At 68.7% G+C, this 24,928-nt stretch carries 21 protein-coding genes and 3 pseudogenes; 7 read left to right on the top strand and 17 right to left on the bottom strand.

Annotation, left to right across the window (positions count from 1 at the left end; all coding sequences use genetic code 11):
• Positions 1-7: 7 nt before the first annotated feature.
• Positions 8-211, bottom strand: a pseudogene (locus VEIS_RS20795) (LysR substrate-binding domain-containing protein); the annotation flags it as partial.
• On the opposite strand from VEIS_RS20795, the pseudogene VEIS_RS31730 reads away from it, so the two are divergent.
• Positions 189-377 (top strand): annotated as a pseudogene (locus VEIS_RS31730) (transposase family protein); the annotation flags it as partial. The pseudogenes VEIS_RS20795 and VEIS_RS31730 overlap by 23 nt on opposite strands.
• A 73-nt stretch (positions 378-450) precedes the next feature.
• Positions 451-1,191: pseudogene (locus VEIS_RS20790) on the top strand (ISAs1 family transposase); the annotation flags it as partial.
• Positions 1,192-1,400: 209 nt separating this feature from the next.
• On the opposite strand, the gene VEIS_RS20785 reads toward VEIS_RS20790, so the two are convergent.
• The 10 genes from VEIS_RS20785 to VEIS_RS20745 all read right to left on the bottom strand — a co-directional run bounded on the left by VEIS_RS20785 (position 1,401) and on the right by VEIS_RS20745 (position 12,156).
• Positions 1,401-2,501 (bottom strand): CobW family GTP-binding protein, encoded by a 1,101-nt coding sequence (locus VEIS_RS20785; RefSeq protein ID WP_011811987.1) that lies wholly within the window; start codon positions 2,499-2,501, stop codon positions 1,401-1,403.
• Positions 2,501-4,174, bottom strand: coding sequence for an amidohydrolase (locus tag VEIS_RS20780; RefSeq protein WP_011811986.1), 1,674 nt, complete (start codon positions 4,172-4,174; stop codon positions 2,501-2,503). The genes VEIS_RS20785 and VEIS_RS20780 overlap by 1 nt, the downstream gene beginning before the upstream one ends.
• A 5-nt stretch (positions 4,175-4,179) precedes the next feature.
• Entirely contained in the window at positions 4,180-5,235 is a 1,056-nt protein-coding gene (locus VEIS_RS20775) for an ABC transporter ATP-binding protein (protein WP_041950238.1), read from the bottom strand.
• Between the two features lie 5 nt (positions 5,236-5,240).
• Entirely contained in the window at positions 5,241-6,329 is a 1,089-nt protein-coding gene (locus VEIS_RS20770) for an ABC transporter ATP-binding protein (protein ID WP_011811984.1), read from the bottom strand.
• The gene (locus tag VEIS_RS20765) at positions 6,329-7,234 is read right to left on the bottom strand and encodes an ABC transporter permease (RefSeq protein WP_011811983.1); all 906 of its coding nucleotides are present in this window, start codon (positions 7,232-7,234) and stop codon (positions 6,329-6,331) included. Before VEIS_RS20765 ends, VEIS_RS20770 begins: the two co-directional genes overlap by 1 nt.
• Positions 7,231-8,199, bottom strand: a complete 969-nt coding sequence (locus VEIS_RS20760) for an ABC transporter permease (protein ID WP_041951127.1) — start codon at positions 8,197-8,199, stop codon at positions 7,231-7,233. Before VEIS_RS20760 ends, VEIS_RS20765 begins: the two co-directional genes overlap by 4 nt.
• Before the next feature lie 44 nt (positions 8,200-8,243).
• Complete coding sequence (locus tag VEIS_RS20755) at positions 8,244-9,836, bottom strand: ABC transporter substrate-binding protein (protein ID WP_011811981.1); 1,593 nt, start codon at positions 9,834-9,836, stop codon at positions 8,244-8,246.
• Positions 9,837-10,093: 257 nt separating this feature from the next.
• A complete protein-coding gene (locus VEIS_RS27045; RefSeq protein WP_157048417.1) occupies positions 10,094-10,246 on the bottom strand; it encodes a hypothetical protein in 153 nt (50 codons plus the stop codon).
• 12 nt (positions 10,247-10,258) lie between these two features.
• Positions 10,259-11,707, bottom strand: a complete 1,449-nt coding sequence (locus VEIS_RS20750) for an NAD(P)/FAD-dependent oxidoreductase (protein ID WP_049774098.1) — start codon at positions 11,705-11,707, stop codon at positions 10,259-10,261.
• A 56-nt stretch (positions 11,708-11,763) separates the two neighbouring features.
• The gene (locus tag VEIS_RS20745; protein ID WP_041951126.1) at positions 11,764-12,156 is read right to left on the bottom strand and encodes a nuclear transport factor 2 family protein; all 393 of its coding nucleotides are present in this window, start codon (positions 12,154-12,156) and stop codon (positions 11,764-11,766) included.
• Between the two features lie 283 nt (positions 12,157-12,439).
• Here VEIS_RS20745 and pdxR point away from each other — a divergent pair, with 283 nt between their 5' ends.
• Positions 12,440-13,978: a MocR-like pyridoxine biosynthesis transcription factor PdxR gene (pdxR, locus tag VEIS_RS20740; RefSeq protein ID WP_011811979.1), complete on the top strand. Its 1,539-nt coding sequence runs from the start codon at positions 12,440-12,442 to the stop codon at positions 13,976-13,978.
• A 25-nt stretch (positions 13,979-14,003) separates the two neighbouring features.
• On the opposite strand, the gene VEIS_RS29960 is transcribed toward pdxR, so the two are convergent.
• On the bottom strand, positions 14,004-14,150 hold the full coding sequence (locus tag VEIS_RS29960) for a hypothetical protein (protein WP_198138087.1): 147 nt from the start codon (positions 14,148-14,150) through the stop codon (positions 14,004-14,006).
• Positions 14,151-14,349: 199 nt separating this feature from the next.
• Between VEIS_RS29960 and tauA the strand changes: the two genes are divergently transcribed.
• Genes tauA through VEIS_RS20725 form a run of 3 tightly spaced genes read left to right on the top strand, consistent with a single transcriptional unit; the run spans position 14,350 to position 16,969 of the window.
• Positions 14,350-15,315 (top strand): taurine ABC transporter substrate-binding protein, encoded by a 966-nt coding sequence (gene tauA / locus VEIS_RS20735; protein WP_011811978.1) that lies wholly within the window; start codon positions 14,350-14,352, stop codon positions 15,313-15,315.
• 15 nt (positions 15,316-15,330) lie between these two features.
• A complete protein-coding gene (locus VEIS_RS20730; protein WP_011811977.1) occupies positions 15,331-16,119 on the top strand; it encodes a taurine ABC transporter ATP-binding protein in 789 nt (262 codons plus the stop codon).
• Positions 16,120-16,150: 31 nt separating this feature from the next.
• Complete coding sequence (locus VEIS_RS20725) at positions 16,151-16,969, top strand: ABC transporter permease subunit (RefSeq protein WP_011811976.1); 819 nt, start codon at positions 16,151-16,153, stop codon at positions 16,967-16,969.
• Here VEIS_RS20725 and VEIS_RS20720 read toward each other — a convergent pair.
• From VEIS_RS20720 to VEIS_RS20700, 5 genes are all read right to left on the bottom strand, one after another.
• Positions 16,887-18,269 (bottom strand): MFS transporter, encoded by a 1,383-nt coding sequence (locus VEIS_RS20720; protein WP_011811975.1) that lies wholly within the window; start codon positions 18,267-18,269, stop codon positions 16,887-16,889. The genes VEIS_RS20725 and VEIS_RS20720 overlap by 83 nt on opposite strands.
• Before the next feature lie 112 nt (positions 18,270-18,381).
• Positions 18,382-20,007: a GMC family oxidoreductase gene (locus VEIS_RS20715; protein WP_011811974.1), complete on the bottom strand. Its 1,626-nt coding sequence runs from the start codon at positions 20,005-20,007 to the stop codon at positions 18,382-18,384.
• A 148-nt stretch (positions 20,008-20,155) separates the two neighbouring features.
• Positions 20,156-21,730, bottom strand: a complete 1,575-nt coding sequence (locus VEIS_RS20710) for an AMP-binding protein (RefSeq protein WP_011811973.1) — start codon at positions 21,728-21,730, stop codon at positions 20,156-20,158.
• Entirely contained in the window at positions 21,727-23,175 is a 1,449-nt protein-coding gene (gene sauS, locus VEIS_RS20705; RefSeq protein ID WP_011811972.1) for an acylating sulfoacetaldehyde dehydrogenase, read from the bottom strand. Before sauS ends, VEIS_RS20710 begins: the two co-directional genes overlap by 4 nt.
• A gap of 13 nt (positions 23,176-23,188) precedes the next feature.
• Positions 23,189-24,181, bottom strand: coding sequence for a tripartite tricarboxylate transporter substrate binding protein (locus VEIS_RS20700; RefSeq protein ID WP_041950235.1), 993 nt, complete (start codon positions 24,179-24,181; stop codon positions 23,189-23,191).
• A gap of 516 nt (positions 24,182-24,697) precedes the next feature.
• On the opposite strand from VEIS_RS20700, the gene VEIS_RS31725 reads away from it, so the two are divergent.
• The gene (locus tag VEIS_RS31725) at positions 24,698-24,901 is read left to right on the top strand and encodes a hypothetical protein (protein WP_157048616.1); all 204 of its coding nucleotides are present in this window, start codon (positions 24,698-24,700) and stop codon (positions 24,899-24,901) included.
• Positions 24,902-24,928 lie beyond the last annotated feature (27 nt).

Genomic DNA, 24,928 nt, shown 5'->3' with positions numbered 1-24,928 from the left:
CCCGCGCTCAGCCCGGCGCGAGTTTCCCCGGCGACTGCTGCGCGAGGGACACCGCAAGAAAGTCGACAAAAGTGCGCACCCGCGCCGCGAGCTGGTGGCGCGGCGGGTACACCGCGTAGATGTCGGCGTCGGGCGTGTGGTACGGGCGCAGCACCTGCACCAGCCGGCCGCTGCGCAGGTAGCGCGCAATGTCCCATTCCGCGCGCATCAGGCGCACCGACCACAACCTGCTCGACATACTGGTTTTGGCACTGTGCGCGGTCATGTCAGGGGCACAAGGGTGGGATGACATAGAGGACTGGGGACGCACGCGCGAAAGCTGGCTGCGTCGCTATCTGAAGCTGCGCAACGGCATTCCCGGGCACGACACCATCCGTCGGGTATTTGAGGCGCTCTCGCCAAGTCAGTTGTCGGCCTGCTTGAGTTCCTGGATGGCGCCAAGTCTGTCCTGCGGTGGGCGGCCTGGTCATTGCCATCGATGGCAAGAGTCTGCGCGGTGCGGCACGTCCGGCCTGCGGGTTGCGCGCACTGCATCAGGTATCGGCCTACGCCGCCGGATATGGCCTGACGCTGGGGCCATTGGCCTGCCAAGAAAAGTCCAACGAAATCACGGCCATTGGCGAGTTGCTGCCAACGCTGGCGCCCGAGGGAGCGGTTGTCACCATCGACGCCATCGGCTGCCAGAGCGCGATGGCCGAGCAGATCGTAGGCGGTGGTGGCGATTACGTGCTTGCCGTCAAGGACAACCAACCACATCTGGCCCACGCCTTGCGCGACTTCTTTGGCACGCTCGACGCGCCCGGCGACCCGGTCAGACAGACCTGCGTGCATGAAACGCTGGACAAGGGCCATGGCCGCATTGAAACCCGTCGCTGCACGGCGGTGGGCGATCTGGATTGGCTAGCTACCCTGGGGCTCAAGGAACACTGGAAGAAGATCACTTCGGTGGCCGGTATCGACTCCAGCCGCGTGATCGGCAGCAAGACCGAGACAGATCGGCGCTATGTGATCAGTTCATTGCCCGCCGACAGTGAGCGCATTTTGCACGCTGTGCGCATGCACTGGGGCATTGAAAATGGCTTGCACTGGTGCCTGGATGTGACCTTTGGAGAGGACGCCTGCCCCATCCGGCTACGCAATGCCGCACTCGACTTCTCATTGCTGCGCCGCCATGAACCTGTTTCGTGCTGACCACTCTCGCGCCATGGGCCTGCCAAAAAAACGCAAGGCCGCTGCCTGGAACCCGGACTACCGCGCCAATATCCTTCATCTGCGGGAAATTTGATGCTCCGGCCCTGGCAGATCCGGCGCCGGCGCCGCTGAAAAACGGCATGGGGCGCCCATGCTGGCAGCAGATTCCAGGGCCGCAGCAGCGCTGGCGCGCACCCGGTGGCGCGGGGTCAGCCCGCGAAGAACCTTGTCAGCGCGTCTTCAGGCAATTGCCCGCGCAGGCCGATGGCGACCACGCCGGCGCCTGCAGGGCCGGGCGCTGCGCTGGCCTTGCGCAGCCAGCCGTGGCGGCCGGCGTACTGGACCTCGGTCCATTGCTCGTCGGGCGCTGCGCCGCCGGTGCGCAGCAGGCCCTTGAGCCGCAGCACGCCCGGCGGCATGTCGCGCAGCCAGGCGCGCAGGGTGGCGACGGGAATCACCGCCTGCGGCCGGGCGCTCCAGGTCTGAAACAGCGCGCCATGCGCCGGCGCGTGCGGCTGCGCGTCATGGTGGCAGGCCGCGTCGGCCTGCGCGCTCGCTGGAATACCTTCGCCTTCGGCTACGGTATGAGCGCCTTCGGGCGGCCGTGCAGCGCGCACTGGGATACCTTCGCCTTCGGCTGCGGTATGAGCGCCTTCGGGCGGCCGGGCGGCACCCATGGTCGGCGCCAGGCCGGACAGCAGCGCCAGCGGTAGCGCCCCTCGTGTCGTTTCGAGGCACGGCGTTCCCGGGGCGCTGGCCTCGATCCAGGCCCGGGCACCGGCCAGCGCCGCAGCGCTGGCCAGGTCTGTCTTGTTGAGCAGCACCAGGTCGGCCGATCGCAGTTGCCGCGCCAGCGTGTCTGCCAGCAGCGGGTCGCGCGCCTGCTGCGCCGCGCTGCTGGCATCGACCAGCACGATCACGCCCTCCAGGCTCAGTTGCGGCTCTGCCATGCCGATCTGCGCGATGCGCCACGGGTCGGAGACGCCGCTGGCCTCGATCAGCACCGCGTCGAAGGGCCGGGCCGCCTCAATCACCTGCACCAGCGCGCGCCCCAGGTCGTCGCCGATCTGGCAGCACGCGCAGCCGTTGGTCAGTTCCATCAGTTCCATCAGCGCCGCCGGCGCCGGCGTGTCGTCCCGAGCGGCGGCCATCAGCCCGGCGTCGATGTTGAGCGCGCCGAAGTCGTTGACCAGCACCGCAATGCGCAGCCCCCCGGCATGGCGCAGCCAGTGGTTGAGCAGCGTGGTCTTGCCGGCGCCCAGGAAGCCGCCGACCACGGTCAGCGGCAGGCGCTGCCGAGGCCCGTGCATCACTGCGCCTCGAACACCCGGCCCGACAGCACCGTGCCCCATATGCGCAGATCCTTGAGCGCCATCGGCGCGCTCTCCAGCGGGTCGTCGTGCAGCACGCAGAAGTCGGCGCGTTTGCCCACTTCGATGCTGCCGATCTCGCCGTCGAGTTTGAGCGTCCAGGCCGCGCCGAGCGTGATCGCGCGCAATGCCTGCGCCACCGTGATGCGCTCGGCCTGGCCCAGCAGCCGGCCCTGGGGGGTGATGCGGTTGACCGCGCACCAGGCGGTGAACAGCGGCCCGAGCGGCGTGACCGGCGCGTCGCTGTGGATGGCCAGCGGCACGCCCGCTGCGAGCGCGCTGGCGCAGGCATCGATCCGGTGGGCGCGGTCCGGGCCCATGCTCATCTCGTAGTGCTGGTCGCCCCAGTACCAGATGTGGTTGGCGAACAGGTTGGCGCAGAGGTTCAACTGCGCCATGCGGCGAAACAGTGGCGCATCGATCATCTGGCCATGTTGCAGCGTGTGGCGGTGGTCGGGGCGGGGCGCGCGCGTCAGCACCCGCTCGATGGCGGCGATGGCCAGTTCGCTGGCCTCGTCGCCGTTGGTGTGCGTGTGGATCGTCAGGCCCGCCCGGTGGTAGGTCTCGAAGTCGGCTTCGTACTGCGCAGGCGCCGTCACCCAGATGCCGTTGGCCGCGCCGTTGAAGTAGCCCGGCCAGCGCAGCCGCGCCGAGAAGCCCTGTATCGAGCCGTCGAGCATCATCTTCACCAGGCCGTAGCGCAGGCGGTCGGTGTTGCGCAGCGTCAGGCCCTGCACATGCCCGGCGCCGAGCGCGGCGCCATGCGTGCCGTGAAATGCCTGGAAGGCCGGCAGGATGCGCACGCCGAAGTCCTCGTCCTGCGTCGCCCGTTCCAGCACGCCGCAGTCTTGCGGCGTCAGTTTGTTCACCAGGTCGGTCGCGGTGGTCACGCCCTGCTGGCAGGCCAGGCGGGCGAAGGAGCGGATGCCGGCCTCGGTCAGCGGCGCCAGCAGGCCGGCATGGCCGACCTTGCGCAGCACCAGGAACATCGCTGCCGGCTCTTGCAATTCGCCGGTAGGCTCTCCTGCGCAGGCGCCGCTGGCGAACCTGACCACGCCCTCAACCTCGTTGTCGCGCGTGATCCCGGCGCTGCGCAGCATCGCGCTGTTGACGTTCATCAGGTGGCCGTTGGCGTGGCTGATGACGATCGGGCGCGTGGCGCTGGCGCGGTCGACATGCTGCACCGTCATGCGCTCGCCGCCGAAGTAGATCGGGTCGAACCCCCAGGCGATCAGCGGCTCGGTGTCGGGCCGGCCGTCGGCGCCCATCTTCGCGGCCACCTCCGACAGCCGCGCCAGCACCTGCTCCATGCTGCGCAGGCCGTGCCAGAGCTTGCCATCGGGGTCGCGGCGGTCGAACCAGCCCAGGTAGGTCCAGTTCCACATGCTGCCTTCTTTGAGGTGGCAGTGGCCTTCGACAAAGCCGGGCATCAGCACCTTGGCGGCAAAGCGTTCGTCGAGCGTGAACCGGCCCCAGGCCTGCATGTCGGCGAGCGTGCCCACGGCCAGCACGCGGCCGTCGCGCACCGCCACATGGCTGGCCTGCGGCTGCATCGGGTTCATGGTGATGATCTTGCGGGCCGGGTAGACGGTAGTGTCGTGGCTGGTGTTCATGGCGTTCATGGCGCTGATGGCGCCGATGGCGCCGTGGGGATCGAAAGCGGCGGGTGCGGCAGGCCGTCGATCACGGCGACGCGCCGGCAACGCACCCAATGATCGGGCGCGACTTCGCGCAGCGCCGGCAGTTCGGCGGCGCAGGCCGGCTCGGCGACCGGGCAGCGCCCGGCAAAGCGGCAGCCTTCGGGCGGATCGATCGGGCTGGGCGGATCGCCCGTGAGCCGGATGCGGTCGGCGGCGCGCCGGCGCGCGCCGCTGACGGTCGGCACGGCCGACATCAGCGCCACGCTGTACGGGTGCAGCGGCCGGGCAAAAAAGCTGCGCCGTGGCGCGCGCTCGACGATGTGCCCCAGGTACATCACGGCGATGGCGTCGCAGATATGTTCCACCACCGCCATGTCGTGCGAGATGAACAGGTAGGTCAGGCCCCGCTCGCGTTGCAGCCGGACCAGCAGGTTCAGTATCTGCGCGCGGATCGCGATGTCCAGCGCCGACACCGGCTCGTCGCACACCACCAGTTCCGGGTTCGTGGCCAGCGCCCGCGCAATGCAGATGCGCTGGCGTTGTCCGCCCGAGAACTGGTGCGGAAACAGTTGCTGCTGCTCGGGCCGCAGGCCGACGGCCGCAAACAGCTCGGCCACGCGGCGCGGGCGCTCTTCGGGCCGGCCCACTTGCATCAGGTCCAGCGGCGCGCGCACGGCGGCGCCGGCGCGCTGGCGCGGGTTGAGCGAGGAGAACGGGTCCTGGAAGATGATTTGCATGCGCTTGCGCGCCTGGCGCAGCGCCTGGCCTTGCAGCGCGGCCAGGTCGGTGGCGCCCAACTGCATCCGGCCGGCGGTGATCGGCGTCAGCCGCATGACCGCGAGCGCGGTGCTGCTCTTGCCCGAGCCCGATTCGCCGACCAGCGCCAGCGTGCTGCCACGGCGAATGTCGAAGGACACGCCATCGACCGCCCGGACCACTTCCGGCCTGCGGCCCCAGCCGGCCTTGCCGCGCGCAAAGTGCACCTTCAGATCGTCGACCGCGAGCAGCCGGTCGGTGTCGGCCATGCCTGTCATGCCTGTCATGCGGCCTCCGGGGCGTGCAGCCAGCAGGCCGCGTGGTGCGCGTGGACTGCGCCATGCGGTGCGCCCGGGGCCTCTGGAGCGCCGGGCCTCGGGGCTGCGCAGCCACCGGGCTTCGAGGCCTTGGGGCCGCTGACCGAAAACATCGGCGGCCGCTCGGCGGCGCAGCGCCCGATGGCCTGCGGGCAGCGCTCGCGGAAGGCGCAGCCCTGGCTGAGTTCCCAGATCGACGGCACCACGCCGGCGATTTCGGCCAGCGGCGGGTGTTGCTGATCCGCGCTGGCTGCGCTGCTGCCCAACTGGGGCAGGCAGTCGATCAGGCCGCGGGTGTACGGGTGGCCAGGCGCGGACAGCAACTGCTCGCTGCGGCCTTGCTCGATCACGCGGCCGGCATACATCACCAGCACGCGATCGGCCATTTCGGCGACCACGCCCATGTCGTGGGTGATGAGCATGATGGCCGTGCCCTTGTCGCGTTGCAGCGCGCGCAGCAGGTCGAAGATTTGCGCCTGCACCGTCACGTCGAGCGCGGTGGTCGGCTCGTCGGCAATCAGGATGTCGGGCCGGCAGGCCAGCGCCATCGCGATCATCACGCGCTGGCGCATGCCGCCCGACAGTTGGTGCGGGTATTCGTCGACGCGCCGCTCGGGCGCAGGAATGCCCACCTGGTGCAGCAGCGCGATGGCCTGCCGGCGCGCCGCCGCGGCGTTCATGCCGGCATGCAGTTGCAGCGATTCGCCGATCTGCCGGCCCACGCTGAACACCGGGTTCAGCGAGCTCATCGGCTCCTGGAAGATCATCGAGATGCGGTTGCCGCGCACCTGGCGCATGCGGGCCTGGCTGGCCTGCACCAGGTCTTCGCCCTGGAACAGCACGCGGCCGCTGCGGATGCGCCCCGGCGGCGACGGAATCAGCCGCAGCAGCGCCAGCGCGGTCATGCTCTTGCCGCAGCCCGACTCGCCGACCACGCACAGCGTCTCGCCCGTGCGGATCTCGAAGTCCACGCCGCCGAGCACCAGCGCCTGGCCGCGCCGGGTGTTGAATTCGACGTGCAGGTCCTGCACGCGCAAGAGTGCGTCGGTGCTCATCAGCGCTCCCTCAGCTTGGGGTTCAGCGCATCGTTCAGGCCGTCGCCGATCAGGCTGACGGCCAGCACCGTGACGAAGATCGCAGCGCCCGGGAAGGCCACGGCCCACCAGCAAGACAGCACGTACTGCCGGCTCGAACCTATCATCAGCCCCCAACTCATCTGGTTCGGATCGCCCAGGCCCAGGAACGACAGCCCGGCCTCGAACAGGATCGCCACCCCCACGGCCAGCGTGGCCGAGACCACCAGCGGCGGCAGCGCATTGGGCAAGATCACCTGCCAGATGATGCGCGCGTCGCGCGCGCCCATGGCCCGCTCGGCGCGCACGAATTCCAGTTCCCGGTACTTCATGAACTCGGCGCGCGTCAGGCGCGCGGTGCCGGTCCAACTGACGCAGCCTATGGCCAGCGTCACCGTCACCAGCGTGGGCGAGAACAGCGTCACCACCACCATCGCAAACAGCAGCGCGGGCAGCACCTGGAAGAATTCGGTGACCTTCATCAGCGCCGCATCGAGCTTGCCGCCGTAGTAGCCCGCGCAAGCGCCGAGCGTGATGCCGGTGAGCACCGACAACGCGGCGGCCACCGCGCCCACCAGCAGCGTGGCGCGCCCGCCGTAGACCAGCGTGGTCAGCACATCGCGGCCCAGATAGTCGGTGCCGATCCAGGCCTGCCCGGTAAAGGGCGGCGTCAGCGGGGCCGCCCTGATCTCGAAGGGGTCGGCCTGCAGCAACCACGGCCCGGCGATTGCGACCAGCAGCACCACGAGCAGCAGCGCACTGCCGGCGATGGCCGAAGGGTTGCGCAGGAACATGCGCAACGCCTCGACGCCCGGGTGCTCGACATGGACGACGGGGGCAGGCAGCGCTGCGGTATGAGCGCCTTCGGGCGGCCGGGCTGCGCTCATGGTGCCTTGATCCGCGGGTCGATGAGGCGGTAGCACAGATCGGTGATCTGGTTCATCGCCACCACCACGATGGAGGAGAACAGCAGCACGCCCAGGATGGTCGGGTAGTCGCGCCGCAGCACCGACTCGAAGGCCAGCCGGCCCAGGCCCGGCCAGTTGAACACCGTCTCGACCAGAATCGCGCCGGCCAGCATGTTGCCAAATTGCAGCCCCAGCACCGTGACCACCGGCAGCAGCGCATTGCGCAATGCGTGCCTGTAGAGCACCACGCGCTCGGCCAGGCCCTTGGCGCGCGCGGTGCGGATGAAGTCCGCGCCCAGCACGTCGAGCATGGCCGAGCGCGCGAGCCGGCTGTACTGCGCCAGGTACACCAGGCTGAGCGTGAGCGTCGGCAGCACCAGGTGGTGGGCCACGTCGAGCACATCCCCGATCCCGCCGCCGCTGGCGTCGATCGAACGCATGCCGGCCACCGGCAAGATCGGCAGCACCGAGGCCAGCAGGATCACCAGCATGATCCCGAGCCAGAACACCGGCGCCGCAAAGCCCACCAGCGACAGCACGGTGATGAACTGCGACAGCCAGCCATTGGGCTTGCGCGCGGACAGCACGCCCAGCGCGGTGCCCACCCCGAAGGCCAGCGACACCGCGCTGAGCATCAGCAGCAGCGTGGCCGGCACGCGGGCGGCGATCATCTGCGCCACCGGCTGGTTGAAGAAATACGAGTGGCCCAGATCACCCTGGACCACCTTGCCCAGGTAGACCCACAACTGCACCGGCAGCGGCTGGTCGAGCCCGTACTGCTGGCGCAACTGCGCCATCAGCTCGGGCGACATGCCGCCGCTGGCGCCGGCGATGGTTTCCACCGGGTCGCCCGGCGCGGCGTGCACCAGCACGAAGTTCAGCACCACCACCGCGAGCACCAGGCCGGCGGCCTGCAGCAGCCGCGCGGCGGTGTGGCGCAACATGCCCGGCATACCGGACAGACCTGTCAGGGCCACGGCGCCGCCCCTCACTTGTAGTAGACCTCGTCCAGCGGCGACATCGGCCCCCAGATCGAGGTCGGCACCTGCGCCAGCTTCTTGCTGGTGATGGTGTGGTAGGGCACCTGGTTGATGAACAGGATCGGCAGCTCGTCGGTCACGATCTTCTGGAAGGCGGCGTAATGGGCTTTGCGCTGCGCCGGGTCGATCAGGCTGCCGGCGGTGTGGAGCAATTCGTCGACCTTGGGGTTGGCGTAGGACTGGGTGTTGGTCCAGACGATGGGTTTGATGTTGCTCGACAGGTAGGTGCGGTGCACGCCGATGACCGGGTCGCCCCAGTTGAACACCATGTCCATCGACAGGTCGAAGTCGTGCGCGGCCATCCGCCGGGCCCAGGCCGGAAAGTCGGCCGAGGCGCGCATCTCGACCGTGATGCCCACCTTCTTGAGCTGGCCGCGGATGTACTCGGCCACGTTCTTTTGCTGGTCTTCGTTGCCGGGCAGGTAGTCCAGGCCGAGCCTGAAGCGCTCGCCGTTCGCGCCGGCCTTGTAGCCCGCCGCGTCGAGCATCGCGCCGGCTTTTTTCAGATCGAACGGGTAGCGCACCAGGTCGGACGCGGCAAACGGGCTGTTGGCCACCAGCGGCCCGTCGGACACGGTGGCAAAGCCGCCCATCAGCGCCCGGGTGATGAAGTTCTTGTCGATGGCCGTGGCGATGGCCTTGCGCACCTGCAAGTGCGACAGCGGCTGCTTTGCCGTGTTGAAGGCCAGCCAGTTGAGCGGGCCCATGCCGTCATAGCCCTTGGACGTGAGCGACAGCCTCGGGTCGCTGGCCAGGCGCTTGAGGTCGGTGGACTGCGTGACGAAGGGCAGCATCTGTATGTCGCCGCGCTCGAGCCCCAGGACCAGACTGGCCCGGTCGAGCGTGATGCTGACGATCACCTTGTCCAGATAGGGCCGGCCGGGCAGGAAAAAGCGCTCGAAGCGCTCGAGCACCACGCGCTGCGCCGGCTGGAATTCGGTGACCCGGAACGGGCCCGAGCCTACCGGGTCGGTGCTGTTGCGCGGGTGGTTCTTCAGGTCCTGGCCGTCGCCGTAGATATGCCGGGGAAGAATCGGGCAAAGGGCTGGCGACATCGCCAGCACGATGGCCGGGTGCGGCACGCTCATGCGGATGATGGCGGTGTGCGGGTCGGGCGTGTCGACCTTCTCGACCGGGCCGAACATGGTGCTGAACGGGTGGTTGGCCTTGATCGCCATGATCGAAAAAGCCACATCGGCCGAGGTGACCGGCTTGCCGTCGTGAAACAGCGCGTCCTTGCGCAGCCCGAGCGTGAGCGATTTGCCGTCGTCGGCCAACCGCCACGATTGGGCCAGGTAAGGCTGCGGGTTCCACTGCCCGTCGAAGCGCAGCGGGCTGGCGAAGATCTGCGTCGAGGACAGGCCGGTGGCGACGCCCGACTGCACCGCGCCGTTCAGGTGGCGCGGCGTCTGTGTGCTGCCGATCACCAGCGTGCCGCCGCGCTTGGGTTGATCGGCCGCCAGGGCCGGCTGCGCCAGCGAGAGCAGGGCGCCGATGCCGAGCAAGGCGGCGCGGCATGTGCAACGGGCAAGAAGGGGCATGGCAAGACCTCTGAAAGTGGGGTGCGAGCAATCGCAATCCGGATCGGCTCCCGGGAATGCGGCAGGGCAAGAAGCCCTGTCGCCCGGACGAACCCGGACGATAGGCGCTCGCCGCGTGCCGGCGAAGAGCCAAACGCAGGCAACCTGCAGGGCCAGAAAGCACGGGTTTGTCCCGTTGTGCGCTGCGCCGTTGCACCATCTGCGGGAATGCGCAACGCCGGTGCGCGGCCCGCTGGCGGGCGCAGGCTAGTGTCGCGTCACCGATCAGATGTCGTAGGCTGCGCGCAGCCATCGGAGCGCAGCGCAAGGCGCATCGCGCAGCCCATACCGAGCTGTATTGGCAAGCGATGCAACGCCGCGATGCGCTTCGATGGCCAGCGCAGACCGACAGATGATCGGTGACGCGACACTAGAGGAGGCGGCTACTTCTCGTCACGCAGCCAGTACCACTGGTAGAGCATGCGCTGGCCGATGCGGCGAAAAGGCGCCAGGGCCTGCGTCTGAGCCAGGCCCATCAGGTTCGGGAAAGGCAAAGGCGAGCGATAGATCGGCAGATCGAACAGTTCCCGGCCGCCGTCCTTGCCCGCCACGCGCTCGGCCAGCCGCTTGCCGGCCCAGGTCGAGAACGACACGCCGTTGCCGCCATAGCCCAGCGCGTACCAGATTTTTTGCTGCGCATCGGGCTGGGTGATGCGCGGCATCATGTCGTGGCTCATGTCGACCCAGCCCCACCACGAGTAGTCGATGCGGATGCCGGCCAGCGGCGGGAACTTGCGCGCAATGGCGTCGGTCAGCAGCCGCAGGTGCGCCGGGTGCTCGGCATCGGCGCCGCTGACCGCGCTGCGGCTGCCGATCTGCAGCCGCTTGTCCCTGAGCAAGCGGTAGTAAAAGCGCAGCGTGCGCGTATCGGTCAGGAAGGTTTCGGTCCTGAAGTTGGTGGCGGCCAGTTCGGCCGGGCTGAGCACCCGCGTGACCACCGAGTTCGACAGGATCGGCATGACCCGGTCCTTGAGCAGCGGGTTGAGCGTCTGGCCCGTGTAGCCGCCGGTGCATACCGCCACGCGCCGCGCCCGCACCAGGCCGGCGGGTGTTTGCAGATGCTGCCAGCCGGCGGCGCTGTGCCAGCCCTGCACCGGGCTTGCGGTATGGACCGTCACGCCGAGCGCGCGCGCTTTGCGCATCAGGCCGAAACTGAACTTGAGCGGGTGGATGCCCACGCCTTCAGGCTCGAACATGGCGCCGACGGCCTCGCGCTCGTCGCAGTAGTCTTGCCGCACTTGCTCGGCGCTCAGCATGCGCGTGGCGTAGCCGAAGGTCTCGCGCATCAGCCGGGCCTCGGCGTCGAGGCCGGCGAGTTTCTCGCGCCGGTGCGCCAGGTAGAGGTGGCCGCCGTCATGGGCCTCGCAGTCGATCTGGCGGCTCAGGTGGCGAAAGTTCTCGAAGCCGCTGCGAATTTCCGCGTCGAGCTTCCTGGCCGTGTCCAGGCCCCAGCGCGCGATCCACTGCGAGCGCTTGAGCCGGCCGCCGGCGTTCTGGCCCTGGCCGCCGCTGCGGCTCGAGCAGCCCCAGGCGGTCTGGTTGGCTTCGAGCACGGTCGCGCGGATGCCATGCTCCTGCGCCAGGTACAGCGCGGTCGACAGGCCGGTGCTGCCCGACCCGATGACGGCCACATCGACATCGATGTCGCGCACCAGCGGGCCGTCGTCCCCGGGCGGCTGGCCGGCGCTGGCCACCCACCAGGTGGGCGCATAGGCGCAGCCGGTGCCGGGGTCGCGCGCGTGCAGCGGGTCGTACTGCGGGTCGTAGGGGCGCAATGGAGGCGAGGGGGGCGAGGGGGGCGAGGGGTGTGCAAGGGCTGCCGGTGGCGCCATCGGCGCGGCGCTGGCCATGCCCCGGATGTCTGCTGCGGTGCTCGTGCGCATCGCTGTCACCGGGGCGCGGGCAGGTTCGGGCGCACCTTGCGGAACACGTTCTTCAGGTGGATTTTTCCGTCCCTGAAGGTGAACACATCGATGCCGTCGGCCTCGATGCGGCTGCCGTCGGCGGCGGTGCCGGTGAAGTTCCACTGCGAAACGCCAAAGTCGCCATGCACGAAGTGCCGGCCGTCCACCCACTGCGCATCGGGCACGGCGTGCCAGACGGCGGCAAAGGCCTGGCGCACGGCCTGTGCGCCGACATGGCGGCTGCCGCAGGCGTCGGGGCCGGCGGCGCTTTGGAAGATGCAATCGGTGCTCATGAAGTCCATCAGGGCGTCGATGTCGTGGCGGTTCCAGGCAGCGCTGAAAGCGGCCAGGGTGGCGCTGGTCACGGGGCCGGTCATGGGGTGGGTCACGGAGCCGGTCACGGGGCCGGTCACGGGGAGGGAAAGGGCTTGCTGTGCAGTCACGCGGAGGCTTTCGGAAAAAGAACCTGAAAAGCGCAGCCGGGCGCGCGGTGAAACCGGTCAAACCCGCTGTCCATGCGGGTTTCGGGCTGCTTTTTTCCAGGATGACAAGGCCCCGAGGGTAGGCCAGGCGGCGACCGGCGCGATAGGGCCAGATGCCGGGATTCGAGCGCGCCAGAGCGTCACGGTTCGACATGCCTGCCCTACACTGCGGCGCACCATGCCCCGCAACCCGAGAGCCACTCAATGGACGCAGCTCTTTGCGCTGCCCGAGCAGCCGGCATTGCCGTTGCAAGCGCGTTTGCGCACGGCCGTGGTCCGGGCGATTCTGGAAGAACACCTGCGCCCCGGGGCGCTGCTGCCGTCCTCGCGCGAGCTGGCGGCGCTGCTCGGCCTGAGCCGCAACACCGTCACCTCGGCCTACCTGCAACTGATCGACGAAGGCTTTTTGCAAGCGCGTGCGCGCAGCGGCGTGTTCGTGGCGCGCGATGCGCGGCCGCTGTCGGCGGCACATGCCGAGCCGCTGCGCGGGCGCAACGGGCAGGCCAGCGCGCCGCCCGACTGGTCGCAGCGGGTGCTGCGCTCGCTGCTGGACAAGCCCACGCTGTCCAAGCCCGACCGCTGGCGCGACTATCCCTACCCTTTCGTCTACGGCAACTACGACCAGCAGCTTTTTCCGACCGAGGATTTCCGCGAGTGCTGCGCCCGCAGCCTGGCGCGCTCGCATCTGCCGCACTGGACGCCGGACCTGGAGACCAGCGACGTGCCCGACCTGATCGAGCAGATCCGCACGCGCTTGCTGCCCCAGCGCGGCGTGTTCGCGCCCAAGGAGGAGATCCTCGTCACGATGGGCGCGCAGCATGCGTACTACCTGCTGGCCGAGGCGCTGTTCGACGAGCGCACGCGCGTCGGACTGGAAGAGCCCGGGCATCCCCATGCGCGCAACAGTTTCTCGCTGCGGCAGCCCCGCTGGGTCGCGATCGATGTCGACGAGGACGGGCTGGTGGTCGATGCGCTGCCGGCGGCCGACTACCTGTTCGTGACGCCCTCGCACCAGAGTCCGACCACGGCCATCCTGAGCCTTGCGCGGCGGCAATGGCTGTTGCGCAAGGCCGAGTTGCAGGACTTCGTGATCATCGAAGACGACTACGAGGCCGAGAACCTGTACCAGGGCCGGCCCATGCCCGCGCTCAAAAGCCTGGACAAGACCGGGCGGGTGATCTACGTCGGCTCGGTGTCGAAGAACCTCTCGCCCGCATTGCGGCTGGGCTTCATCGTCGCGCCGCGCGCGCTGATCAAGGAATTGCGGGTCATCCGGCATGCGATGGTGCGGCATCCGAGCGCGTTTTTGCAGCATGCGTATGCGCTGTTTCTTTCGCTCGGGCACCACGAGTCGCATACCCGGCGGGTCAACCAGGCGTTGCAGGAACGGCTGGCTCTGGTGGCCCAGGCTTTGCGCGAGCTTTTGCCCGATTTCCGGTTCCGCCTGCCCTCGGGCGGGGCTTCGATCTGGGTGCAGGCGCCGGACTGGGTGGATGCCCCCGGGCTGTCGCTGATGGCGCGCAACCACGGGGTGCTGATCGAGGCCGGCGATGTGTTTTTCGCCAAGCCCCCCTATCCCTGTCCGTTCTTCCGGCTGCGGCTGTCTTCGATTGCGGCGGCGCAGATTCCGGCGGGAATTCGGGCGTTGGGCATGGCGGTGCAGGATCTGGCCTGGGCTTGCGGCGAGAAACGGCCCGCTGCCCACCGCGCCCACTGAAACGACGCACCGCGCCAGTGTCGCGTCACGGATCAGATGTCGTAGGCTGCGCGCAGCCATCGGAGCGCAGCGCAAGGCGCATCGCGCGGCCAATACCGAGCGTATTGGCAAGCGATGCAACGCCGCGATGCGCTTCGATGGCCAGCGCGGACCGACAGATGATCGGTGACACGACACTAGTGCCCGCCGATGCACCAGAACGGCACCGGCTGGCTCCATGCGCGCATCGGTGCTGGTACTTTCTGGCGCCAGGCAATCGGTGCAAAGTCGCGGCCAGATGCATCTGCCGGAGCCTCCCGATGACCTCATTGCGCCCATTTCCTGCCCTCTGCCGATTGCGCCTGTGGCTGCACTGGAGCCTCCTGGCCGCCATGCTGGGCGCCCTGTGCGGCAGCGCCGGCGCGCAGCAAACCAAAGCGCTGACCTTCGCCCACCAGGACATGCTGGTGCCGCTGCGCCTGGTGATGGAGTCGGGCGAGCTCGAGAGGGCCACCGGCTACAAGATCCACTGGCGCATGTTCGCCGGGGGTGGCGATGTCATCCGCGCGATGGCTTCGGGCGCCGTGCAGATGGGCGAGACCGGCTCCAGCCCGCTGACGGCGGCGGCCAGCCAGGGGCAGGGCATCCAGCTCTTTTGGATCTCGGCCGACATCGCGAATGCCGAGGCACTCGTTGCGCGCAAGGACTCGGGCATCGCCCGCATGCAGGACCTGGCGGGCAAGAAGGTGGCCACGCCGTTCGTCTCGACCGCGCATTACCAGCTCATGGCCGGCATGAAGATGGATGGCGTCGATCCCAAGGGCGTGAACGTGATGAACATGCGCCCGCCCGAAATCGCGGCCGCATGGGAGCGCGGCGACATCGACGCCGCCTTCATCTGGGACCCGGTGCTGTCCAGGATCAAGGAGCAGGGCCGGGTCATCGCCAGCTCGGGCAGCATCGGCCAGCGCGGCGCGCCGACCTTCGAGGGCATCGTGGTGAATGCCAAATGGGCTGCGGCCAACGAGGCTTTCATGATCGCCTTCGTCAAGGCGCTCAACCGCGCCAACGAGGAATACAAGGCCGGCGGCAAGCACTGGGCGCCCGATTCGCCGCAGATCAAGGCGATGGCCAAGTGGTCCCGCGCCGACCCCAGGGACGTAGGCCCGGCGATGGCGCGCTACTACTTTCCGACGCTGGCCGAGCAGGTCTCGCCGACCTGGCTGGGCGGCGGCGCGGCCAAGGCCATGGCGGGCACGGCGGCGTTCCTGAAAGAGCAGGGCCGGGTGCAGGAGGTTCGGCCCGACTACGGCGCCTACGTCACCACGGTCTATGTCGACAAGGCGATGCGCCAGTAGGCCAGGGGCGCCCGGATGCCCGAACTGGTCATTTCCGACCTGACGGTGAACTACGCGGTCAAGGGCGGCACGCTGCAAGCGCTGGCCCCGGTCGACCTGACGCTGCAGGGCGGCGATTTCGTCGTCGCGCTGGGCGCCTCCGGCTGCGGCAAGACCACGCTGCTGAACTGCATCGCGGGCTTTTTGCGGCCGTCGAGCGGCCAGATATTGCTCGACGGCACACCGGTGACCGGGCCGGGCGCCGAGCGTGGCGTGGTGTTTCAAAAGCACGCGCTGATGCCCTGGCTCAACGTGCTCGACAACGTGGCGCTGGGCCTGCGGCTGGCCGGCATGGGCCGGGCCGGGCGCGAGCGCATTGCCCAAGAAAAGCTGGCGCTGGTCGGCCTGCAGCAGTACGCCGGGCACGCGGTGCACCAACTGTCGGGCGGCATGCAGCAGCGCGTGGGCATTGCGCGCGCGCTGGCCAGCGACCCGGCCTTGCTGTTGATGGACGAGCCCATGGGGGCGCTCGACGCATTCACGCGCGAGCAGGTGCAGGAGATTGTGCTCCGGGCCTGGGCGCAGTCGAACAAGATGGTGTTTTTCATCACGCACTCGGTGGAGGAGGCGCTGTTCCTGGCCACGCGCCTGATCGTGATGAGCCCCAGCCCGGGGCGCATTGCGCATGTCTGCGAACAGTTGCCGTTCTCGCGCCAGTTCCTCGCGCACGGCGATGCGCGCATGGTCAAGTCGCAGCCGCAATTCATCCACATGCGCGAAGAAGTGCTCTCGATCATCCATCAGCGCGAGGCCCGGCATGTCTGACGCCGGGCGGCCGGGCGCGCCTGAAGGCGGCATGGCCGCGCCGGCCGGCGCCAAGCCCAAGACCAGCGCCTTCGAGATGCCGGGCGAGGGGCCCAGCCTGGCCATCAGCGTGGCCACGGTGCTGGTGCTGTTCGCGCTGTGGTTCATCGTCACGAACACGGGCCGGGTCTCGCCGCTGTTCCTGCCGACGCCGCAGGCGGTGTTTGCGCAGTTTTGCCAATACCTGACCGGCCAGGCCAACGACAAGCCGCTGTGGCAGCATTTCCTGGCCAGCATGTTGCGCGTGTTCTCGGCCTTCTTGCTGGCCTGCGCCACGGCCATACCGGTGGGCATTGCGATGGGCATGAGCCGCTGGTGGCGCGGCATCGTCGATCCGCCGCTGGAGTTTTATCGGCCGCTGCCGCCGCTGGCCTACCTGCCGCTGATCATCATCTGGTTCGGCATCGATGAACTGCCCAAGGTGCTGCTGATCTTTCTGAGCTGTTTCGCGCCGCTGGCGCTGGCCGCGCGGCAGGGCATGCGCAGCGCGTCGCAGGAGCAGATCAATGCCGCGTATTCGCTGGGCGCAAGCTACATGCAACTGATCGGCCATGTGATCTTGCCGTCGGCGCTGCCCGAGATCCTGGTGGGCATGCGCATCGCCATCGGCTTTGGCTGGACCACGCTGGTGGCTGCCGAGATGGTGGCCGCCGACATTGGCCTGGGGCAGATGGTGCTGAATGCGTCGAACTTCCTGCGCACCGACATCGTCATCATGGGCATCATCGTCATCGGGGTGGTGGCGTACCTGTTCGACCTGCTGATGCGCTGGCTCGAGCGCCGTCTGGTGCCCTGGAAAGGGCGCATGTAGCCGGCGCCGGCCCGGGTGCCGGACTGCGCCCGATGAGCCATGCGCACAGCGCCGACACCGCGCCCGCGAACAGCAGGTACAGGCAGATTTGCCAGGGCTGGCCGCCGCCCGACTTGAGCAGCGCGGTGGCGATGATCGGCGTGATGCCGGAGGCAAAAATGCCCGAGAACTGGTAGACGAAGGAGATGCCCGTGTAGCGCACCTTGGCATCGAACAGCTCGCAGAACAGGGCCGCCTCCGGTCCGTACACCGAGGCGTACAGGATGCCGAAGGGCACGATGATCGCGAGCCAGACCAAGGCCATGTTGCCGCCGCTGTGGGTCATCAGCCAAAAGCCCGGGAACGCCGACGAGGCGGTGATCAGCGAACCCCACATGAAAACCCTGCTGCGCCCGAGCTGGTCCGAGAGCCGGCCGAAAAAGGGGATGAAGAAGATCATCACCACCGCTGCGGCCATCACGCCCAGCAAGGCGTCGGTGCGGCTAACGCTGAGCGTGCCGGTCAGGTAGTTGATCGAGAACACGCCGAAGATGTTGAAGAACACGCCGTCGATGTAGCGCGCGCCCATGCCCTTGAGCACGTTGCCGGGGTAGCGGCGGAGCATGTCGATGAACGGAACGCGCAACTCGGCGTTGCGCGCCTTCACGGCCGCGAACTCGGGCGTTTCCTGCACATGCAGGCGGATGTACAGGCCCACCCCGACCATCGCGCCCGAGATCAGGAAGGCGATGCGCCAGCCCCACGAGAGGAACTGCGCGTCGCTGAGCAGGCCCGACAGCAGCGCGACCACGCCCGAGGCCAGGCACAGGCCGATGGCCAGCCCGATCTGCGGCAGCGAGGCGTACCAGCCGCGCTGCTCCTTGGGCGCGTACTCGTAGGCCATCAGCACCGCGCCGCCCCATTCGCCGCCCAGGCCTATGCCCTGCGCGATGCGCAGCAGCAGCAACAGCAGCGGCGCGGCAATGCCGATCTGCGCGTAGGTGGGCACCAGCCCGATCAGGAAGGTGGCCACGCCCATGATCATCAGCGTGATGATCAACATGCTCTTCCGGCCGATCCTGTCGCCGAAGTGGCCAAAGATCACGCCGCCCAGCGGCCGCGTGACGAAGCCCACGGCGAAGGTGGTGTAGGCCAGCAGGGTCGAGACCACCGGATCGCTGCCCGGAAAGTAGAGCTTGTTGAACACGATGCCGGCCACCACGCCGTACAGAAAAAAGTCATACCACTCGATGGTGGCGCCCACCAGGGCCGAAATCACCACCCTGCGAATCGCTTTCCGGTCGCTGGCGCTCGTGTTCATGTGTTTGTCTCCGATGATCGGTTGTCGATCGGTTGTCGTGGCCGCCGCCTCTGCGGGCGCTCGCGGTCGGGGTGAAGCGGGGCAGGAAAAACCGGCGGCCAGTGACGCGACACTAAAGTGCCCTGGCGTCTTGCCGGATCAGGTCGACGGCCTTCTCGGCCATCATCACGATGGGCGCATTGGTGTTGCCCGAGACCAGCGTCGGCATCGCCGAACCATCGATCACCCGCAGGCCCGCGATGCCGTGCACGCGCAGGCGCGCATCGACCACGGCCAGCGGGTCATTGCCCATGCGGCAGGTGCCGACGGGATGGAAGATGGTGGCGCCGTGGTGGCGGCAGAAATCGAGCAACTCGGCGGCGCTCGCGGCCTGCGGCCCGGGCTGCACTTCACGCTTGACATAGGGGGCGAGCGCGGGCGTCTCGGCAATCGCGCGCGCAGCCTGCACGCCGGCCACGGTGGTTGCGCGGTCGAGCGCGGTGGCCAGGTAGTTCGGCTGTATCGCGGGCGGCTCGGCGGCGTCGGGCGAGCGGATGCGGACATGGCCGCGCGACTCGGGCCGCAACTGGCACACCGACATCGTGAAGCCCGAATACGGATGCACCTTGCCGCCGGCCATGTCGGCCGAGAGCGTGGCGACGTGAAACTGTATGTCGGGCCTGGCCGCCGCCGGTTGGCCGTTGGCATCCTTGAGGGCGCGCATGAAGCAGCCGCCCTGGTTGATGCCGACGGCCAGCGGGCCAGCGCGTCGCAGCAGCCAGGCCAGGCCCATGCCCAACCGGCCGAACCAGCCATTGAGCTGGTCGTTGGTGGTGATGGGCTTGGTGCACTCGTAGCCGAGACGAATCTGCAGGTGATCTTGCAGGTTCTCGCCGACGCCGGGCAATTCGTGCACCACCGGGAGCCCCGAGCGCTCGAGCAGCGCGCGCGGCCCTATGCCCGATAACTGCAGCAATTGAGGCGACTGTATGGCCCCGGCCGACAGCAGCAGTTCGGCCCGGCAGCGCGCGGTCTTGATCCGGCCGCCGTGCCGATAGCTGACGCCGACGGCGCGCCGGCCCTCGAACACCAGTTGGCAGGCCAGCGCCCCGGTGAGCATGCGCAGGTTGGGGCGGCGCTTGGCCGGTGTCAGGTAGGCCGTGGCCGTGCTGCAGCGCCAGCCCTCGTGCGTCGTCAGTTGGTAGTAGCCGGCGCCTTCCTGCGTGGCGCCGTTGAAGTCCCGGGTGCGCGGCACGCCGGTCTGCTGCGCGCCGGCGATGAAGGCTTCGATGAGTTCGTGCCTGGCCGCGATGTCCGACACCCTCAGCGGCCCGGCGCCGCCGTGCCAGGCGTTTGCGCCGCGCTGGTTGCCTTCGGAGCGGATGAAGTAGGGCAGCACATCGTCGTAGCCCCAGCCCTGGTTGCCGAGCGCGGCCCAGTGGTCGTAGTCCTGGCGCTGGCCACGGATGTAGATCAGCCCGTTGATCGCGCTGGAGCCGCCCAGCGTCTTGCCGCGCGGCCAGTAGATGCGGCGGCCATGCAGGTTCGGGTCGGGGTCGGTGCTGAAGCGCCAGTTGTAGGCCGGGTTCCACATCGTCTTGCCGTAGCCGATCGGCAGGTGCAGCCACAGTGACCTGTCGGGCGGCCCGGCTTCGAGCAGCAGCACCTGCAGCGCCGGGTCTTCGCTCAACCGGCCGGCGAGCACGCAGCCGGCCGATCCGGCGCCGACGACGATGTAGTCGAACTCTTCGTCACACATGAAAGCAACCTGAAAGTGGAACCTTTCGTTCCGATAGTGTGCATCTTAGGTTGTTATTTTTTGGAACTCAATGTTCCATTTTCAGTGATTACCCGGATGCCTCCCGCAGCCGGTCAGAGCCAGCGCCAACGCCAACTGCGGCGCGGCGTCAGGTCTCGAACAGCGCCAGCAGCTTCAGGCGCTGCACTTTCCCGGAAGGCCCGCGCGGCAGATCGGTCACGAAGCGGTAATGGCCCGGGGCCTTGTAGCGGCCGAGCGCGGCAGCGCTGAAGGCGCGCAGTTCCTCTTGCGTGCAGGACATGCCGGCACGCAGCACGATGCAGACGCCGATTTCCTGGCCGTAGTGGCGGTCGGGCACGCCGACCGCTGCAACGTCGAGCACCGCAGGGTGGCGCAGCAGCGCCTCGTCGATCTCGCGCGGCGCAATGTTCTCGCCGCCCTTGATGATCAGTTCCTTGATCCGGCCGGTGACGAAGAAGAAGCCGTCTGCGTCGCGATGGCCGAGGTCGCCGGTGCGCAGCCAGCCATCGGGCGTGAAGCTGGCGCGGGTGGCCGGCTCGTTCTTGTAGTAGCCGGGCATCACGTTCGGCCCGCTGATCACGAGCTCTCCGGTCACGCCGTTGCGCACTGCGGCCAGCGCCGCATCCACCACGCCGGCCATGCAGCCCGAGGCGCGGCCCACCGAGCCGGGCTTGCGCGCGGCAGGGTTCATCGGGTTGGAGAACGACGCCGCTGCGGTCTCGGTCAGGCCCATGGTCTCGACGATGCCGATGCCGAACTTCTGCTCGAAGGCGCGGTGCTGCCCGGGCGGCAGCGCCGCCGAGGCCGAGCGGCAAAAGCGGATGGCCGCCGTCTGCGCCAGCGCTGGCCGGGGGCCTTCGAGCAGATAGGAAATCATGGTCGGCACCAGGTTGATCCAACTGCACTGCGCGCGCGCGGCCTGCTCCCAGAAGCGCCCGGCAGAGAACTTCGGCGCCAGCGCAAGGCTGCCGCCATGTGCCAGCGGTGCCAGCATGGTCACGACCAGGGCGTTGATGTGGTACAGCGGCAGCACCGCGAGCACGCGGTCGACGGGCGAGAGTTCGTGCTCGGCGCCGATGGCCTGCGCGTTGAGCGCGAGGTTGCGCTGCGTGAGCAGCACGCCCTTGGGCTGGCCCGTGGTGCCGGAGGTGTACATCAGTAGCGCGACCGCCTCGGGCGCGGGCGGCGCTGCGTCGGCGGCGTTGGATGCGCTGGCGGCGTTCGCCGGCAGCCGGTCCGGGCCTGGCAGCGTTTGCGCATCGGGGTCGACCACGATCAGCGCCACCGGGCGGTCGAGGCCTTGCAGCAACGGGCGCACCTGGGCTTGCCGGTCGGGCGCCACGCAGACCGCGCGGCAATCGGAATGCGCGAGCACGGCGCGCATCTGCTCGGGCTGCAACAGCAGGTTGACCGGGTTCACGCAGAAGCCGCCGTGCATCGCACCGAGCAGCAGGCGCAGCGTTTGCAGGCCGTTGGGCATGACCAGCGCGACCGTATCGCCCGGCCGCAGGCCATGGCTGCGCAGCAGGGCCGCGACCAGAAGGCAACTGCCCGCCAGGTCGCCGTAGGTGATCTGGTGCCCGCTTTCCGTGGCGCAGGCGTACACGGCCTGTGGCCGCTGCGCCGCCTGTCGCCCGATCAGCGCGTGGACGGTGAGGGCGGCGGGAGCGGCGGGAGCGGTGGGGACGGCCGGCCGGCTCACTGCGCACCGTGCCTTGCGAAGAAGTCGCCGAAGATCTCGTCTGCGCTCGGCATCTGCTCCGGTATCGGCCGCGACACCCGCGTGATGTTCAGGTAGTGGCGGTAGTTCAGGTTGTCCGAGAAGCTGTTCTTGCCCCAGGTGCCGCAGCCCATGGAGAGCGAGAAGGGCAGCCCGTTGTCGAAGCTGCCGCCGGTGGCGATGCTGTGCGCCTGGTCGACGATCACGCGCGCCACCGGCAGCGTCAGGCCCAGCGTGAGCGCGCGTTCGGGCAGGGCGCTGTGCAGGCCCACCGAGTGGCCGGCGCCTTCATGGGCGTAGATGCGCTCGACCATGGCTGCGGCGGCGGCGAAATTTTGCGCGCCATGAATGGCGAGCACGGGGCTGAGCTTTTCGCCCGAAAACGGATGCCCATGGCCTGCGCCGTCTTCGGCCACCATCAGGATGCGCGGACCGGTCGCGGCAAGCGCCAGCCAGCCCGCGCACTGGGCGTCGTCCAGGGCCGCCGCGCGCTCGGCAATCGAGCGCGCCGACTGGCCGATGACGGCCGCCGAGAGTTTGCCCCCGGGCCACATCAGCGCCTGCAGCGTGGCCTTCTGCGCGGCCGTGAGCATGACCGCGCCGCGCTCTGCGAGCGCCGCGAGCATCGGCGCACGCACCGCATCGACGATCACCAGGCTGTTCTCCGACGAGCAACTGGTCGCGTTGTCGAAGGTCTTGGAGCGCACGATGCGCTCAGCCGCTGCGTGCACGTCGGCCGTTTCGTCGACGATGCCGGCCACGTTGCCCGCACCCACGCCGAAGGCCGGCGTGCCGCTGGCATAAGCCGCGCGCACATTGGCCTGCGAGCCGGTGGCCACCACCAGGTCGCACAGGCGCATCAGTTCGCCCGTCGCCTGCTTGTCGATAGGCCCAGGCAGCAGTTGCACCAGGTCGCGCGGCGCGCCGATGCGATCGAACTGCGCGTGGATGAACCCGATCAGCCGCGCCGCCGTCGACCAGCCCTTGGGCGAGGGCGCGACGACGACCGCGTTGCGCCCCTTGAGCGCATTGATGATCTTGTTGGCCGGCGTCGCGCCCGGGTTGGTCGAGGGCGTGATGGCGCACACCACGCCAACGGGGCGCGCGATCTCGACGATGCCGCGCGCCGGGTCTTGGCCGATCACGCCGACCGAGCGCGCACCGTGCAGGTCGCGCAGCAGGCCGAAGGTCTTGCGGTGGTTTTTCAGCACCTTGTCCTGAACGCAGCCCATGCCGGTGTCGGCCACGGCCAACTCGGCCAGTTCGCGGTTGCGCGCCGGCTCGATGATGGCCCAGCCGGCCGCAGTCACGGCGGTGTCCGCCTGCGCCTGCGACCAGGTGGCGCAGATGCGTTGCGCGGCGCGGGCGCGCGCGACCAGTTCGGTGATGGGCGAGGGTGCGCTGGAGGGCGCAGTGGAATGTTCCATGGGGAGCCGCCAGTCAATCGGGATGGAGGTTGGCTTGCCTGGCCAGTTGCTGCCAGCGCACGAGTTCGGCGCTGACGATCTGGCCGAGTTGCTCCGGCGTGTCGCCAACGCCTTCGCTGCCCTGGGCCAGCAACTTGTCGCGCAGGTCCGGCTGCCTGAGCACCGCGTTGATGGCGCGGTTGAGCTTGTCGATGGCCGGCTGCGGCGTTTTGGCGGGCACGAACATGGCGTACCACGAGTCGACATTGAAGTCGGCAATGCCGGCCTCCTGCATCGTGGGCAAGTCGGGCAATGCCGCGCTGCGCCGGGCGGTCGACACCGCGAGCGCCTTGAGCTTGCCGGCTTTGACGAACTGCATCGCCGCAGGAATCGACACCCACAGCAGCGGCACCTGGCCGCCAATCACGTCGGTCACGGCCGGAGCGCCGCCACGGTAGGGGATATGTGTCATCCGGGTGCCGGTGCGCAGTTTGAGCAGTTCGCCGGCGAGATGCCCGGGCGAGCCGTTGCCTGCCGAGGCAAAGGAAATCGCGCCGGGCCGGGTCTTGGCCAGCGCCACCAGATCGGCCACGCTGTTGGGCGCGAACTGCGTGTGGGCCACCAGGATCTGCGGCAGCGAGGCGACCATGGCCACGGGGGCGAAGTCTTTCGCCGTGTCGAACGCGAGCTTGGCGTAGATGGCCGGGTTGATGGTGTGCGAGGACAGCGTGAACAGCACCGTGTAGCCGTCGGGCGCCGACTTGGCGACCAGTTCGGTGCCGATGGAGCCGGCAGCGCCGCCGCGGTTGTCGATCAGCACCGGCTGGCCCAGCAGCGGCTGCAAGCGCTCTTGCACGATGCGCGCGATCACGTCGGTGCCACCGCCGGGCGGGTAGGGCACGACCAGGCGGATCGGCCTGCTCGGGTAGTCGCTGCCGTTTTGCGCCAGCGCCACCGAGGGCGCGGCCAGCGCCGCAGCGGCCAGCAGCGCCGCACGCAGCCAGGGGACGAACGGATCATCACGCATGCGAGGCCCCGTGGAGTGAAGCGACGGCTTCGATGGGCTGCATTCTGGTTTATTTATTTTCGGAACGCAACGTTCCATTTTAATGATTTACCCGTATTCGCCATCGTGCCTTGCAGTGGACGGATTCACTGCATCTGTATTGCGAGCAGCGCCCGAAGTGGCACGCAAGCGCCCACGCGCCAGCCCACGGTGCGCCGGGCGAACATGTCGATCACGCAGGCCGCGCACAGCGCGGCCATGCCAGTTCGAGACCTGCGTGACATCGGTCACCCACAGCACAGATTTGGCCGCTGCGCGTTGAACGGGTGGGTGACTTCAACGGGCGGGCACGGCGCCTTGGTAGCGCCGATCGTGGCGCGCATGGGCTTGCCGCGCCGGCCCTGGCGGCGCTCACGATGCCGAAACGATCGGCCACGCTGCTACGAAATACGCTGCCATGCCGCCGGGTTGCGGCCTCGGCGCATGTTTGGCGGACCTTGCGATCGGTTGTCTGAAGTGGCTGCGCAGGAGGCGGCGGTGCCGAGGCCGGCCGCGTGGGTGCAGGACATGCGCGCCCGGTTCAGCCTAGTGTCGCGTCACCGATCATCTGTCGGTCTGCGCTGGCCATCGAAGCGCATCGCGGCGTTGCATCGCTTGCCAATACAGATCGGTATGGGCGGCGCGATGCGCCTTGCGCTGCGCTCCGATGGCTGCGCGCAGCCTACGACATCTGATCGGTGACGCGACACTAGCAGCGACATAAGGCGT

The organism is Verminephrobacter eiseniae EF01-2, assembly GCF_000015565.1.
Lineage (GTDB): Bacteria > Pseudomonadota > Gammaproteobacteria > Burkholderiales > Burkholderiaceae_C > Acidovorax > Acidovorax eiseniae.
The sequence above is the reverse complement of the archived record's forward strand: the minus strand, read 5'-3'. Positions and strand labels throughout refer to the sequence as shown.

What these genes read in the sequence shown, in the direction of transcription:
- VEIS_RS20785 (WP_011811987.1), bottom strand. Translation starts at nt 2,501, where the DNA reads ATGCACGGGCCTCGGCAGCGCCTGCCGCTGACCGTGGTCGGCGGCTTC.
- VEIS_RS20780 (WP_011811986.1), bottom strand. Translation starts at nt 4,174, where the DNA reads ATGAACACCAGCCACGACACTACCGTCTACCCGGCCCGCAAGATCATC.
- VEIS_RS20775 (WP_041950238.1), bottom strand. Translation starts at nt 5,235, where the DNA reads ATGACAGGCATGGCCGACACCGACCGGCTGCTCGCGGTCGACGATCTG.
- VEIS_RS20770 (WP_011811984.1), bottom strand. Translation starts at nt 6,329, where the DNA reads ATGAGCACCGACGCACTCTTGCGCGTGCAGGACCTGCACGTCGAATTC.
- VEIS_RS20765 (WP_011811983.1), bottom strand. Translation starts at nt 7,234, where the DNA reads ATGAGCGCAGCCCGGCCGCCCGAAGGCGCTCATACCGCAGCGCTGCCT.
- VEIS_RS20760 (WP_041951127.1), bottom strand. Translation starts at nt 8,199, where the DNA reads ATGTTGCGCCACACCGCCGCGCGGCTGCTGCAGGCCGCCGGCCTGGTG.
- VEIS_RS20755 (WP_011811981.1), bottom strand. Translation starts at nt 9,836, where the DNA reads ATGCCCCTTCTTGCCCGTTGCACATGCCGCGCCGCCTTGCTCGGCATC.
- VEIS_RS20750 (WP_049774098.1), bottom strand. Translation starts at nt 11,707, where the DNA reads ATGGCGCCACCGGCAGCCCTTGCACACCCCTCGCCCCCCTCGCCCCCC.
- VEIS_RS20745 (WP_041951126.1), bottom strand. Translation starts at nt 12,156, where the DNA reads ATGACCGGCCCCGTGACCAGCGCCACCCTGGCCGCTTTCAGCGCTGCC.
- pdxR (WP_011811979.1), top strand. Translation starts at nt 12,440, where the DNA reads ATGCCCCGCAACCCGAGAGCCACTCAATGGACGCAGCTCTTTGCGCTG.
- tauA (WP_011811978.1), top strand. Translation starts at nt 14,350, where the DNA reads ATGCTGGGCGCCCTGTGCGGCAGCGCCGGCGCGCAGCAAACCAAAGCG.
- VEIS_RS20730 (WP_011811977.1), top strand. Translation starts at nt 15,331, where the DNA reads ATGCCCGAACTGGTCATTTCCGACCTGACGGTGAACTACGCGGTCAAG.
- VEIS_RS20725 (WP_011811976.1), top strand. Translation starts at nt 16,151, where the DNA reads ATGGCCGCGCCGGCCGGCGCCAAGCCCAAGACCAGCGCCTTCGAGATG.
- VEIS_RS20720 (WP_011811975.1), bottom strand. Translation starts at nt 18,269, where the DNA reads ATGAACACGAGCGCCAGCGACCGGAAAGCGATTCGCAGGGTGGTGATT.
- VEIS_RS20715 (WP_011811974.1), bottom strand. Translation starts at nt 20,007, where the DNA reads ATGTGTGACGAAGAGTTCGACTACATCGTCGTCGGCGCCGGATCGGCC.
- sauS (WP_011811972.1), bottom strand. Translation starts at nt 23,175, where the DNA reads ATGGAACATTCCACTGCGCCCTCCAGCGCACCCTCGCCCATCACCGAA.
- VEIS_RS20700 (WP_041950235.1), bottom strand. Translation starts at nt 24,181, where the DNA reads ATGCGTGATGATCCGTTCGTCCCCTGGCTGCGTGCGGCGCTGCTGGCC.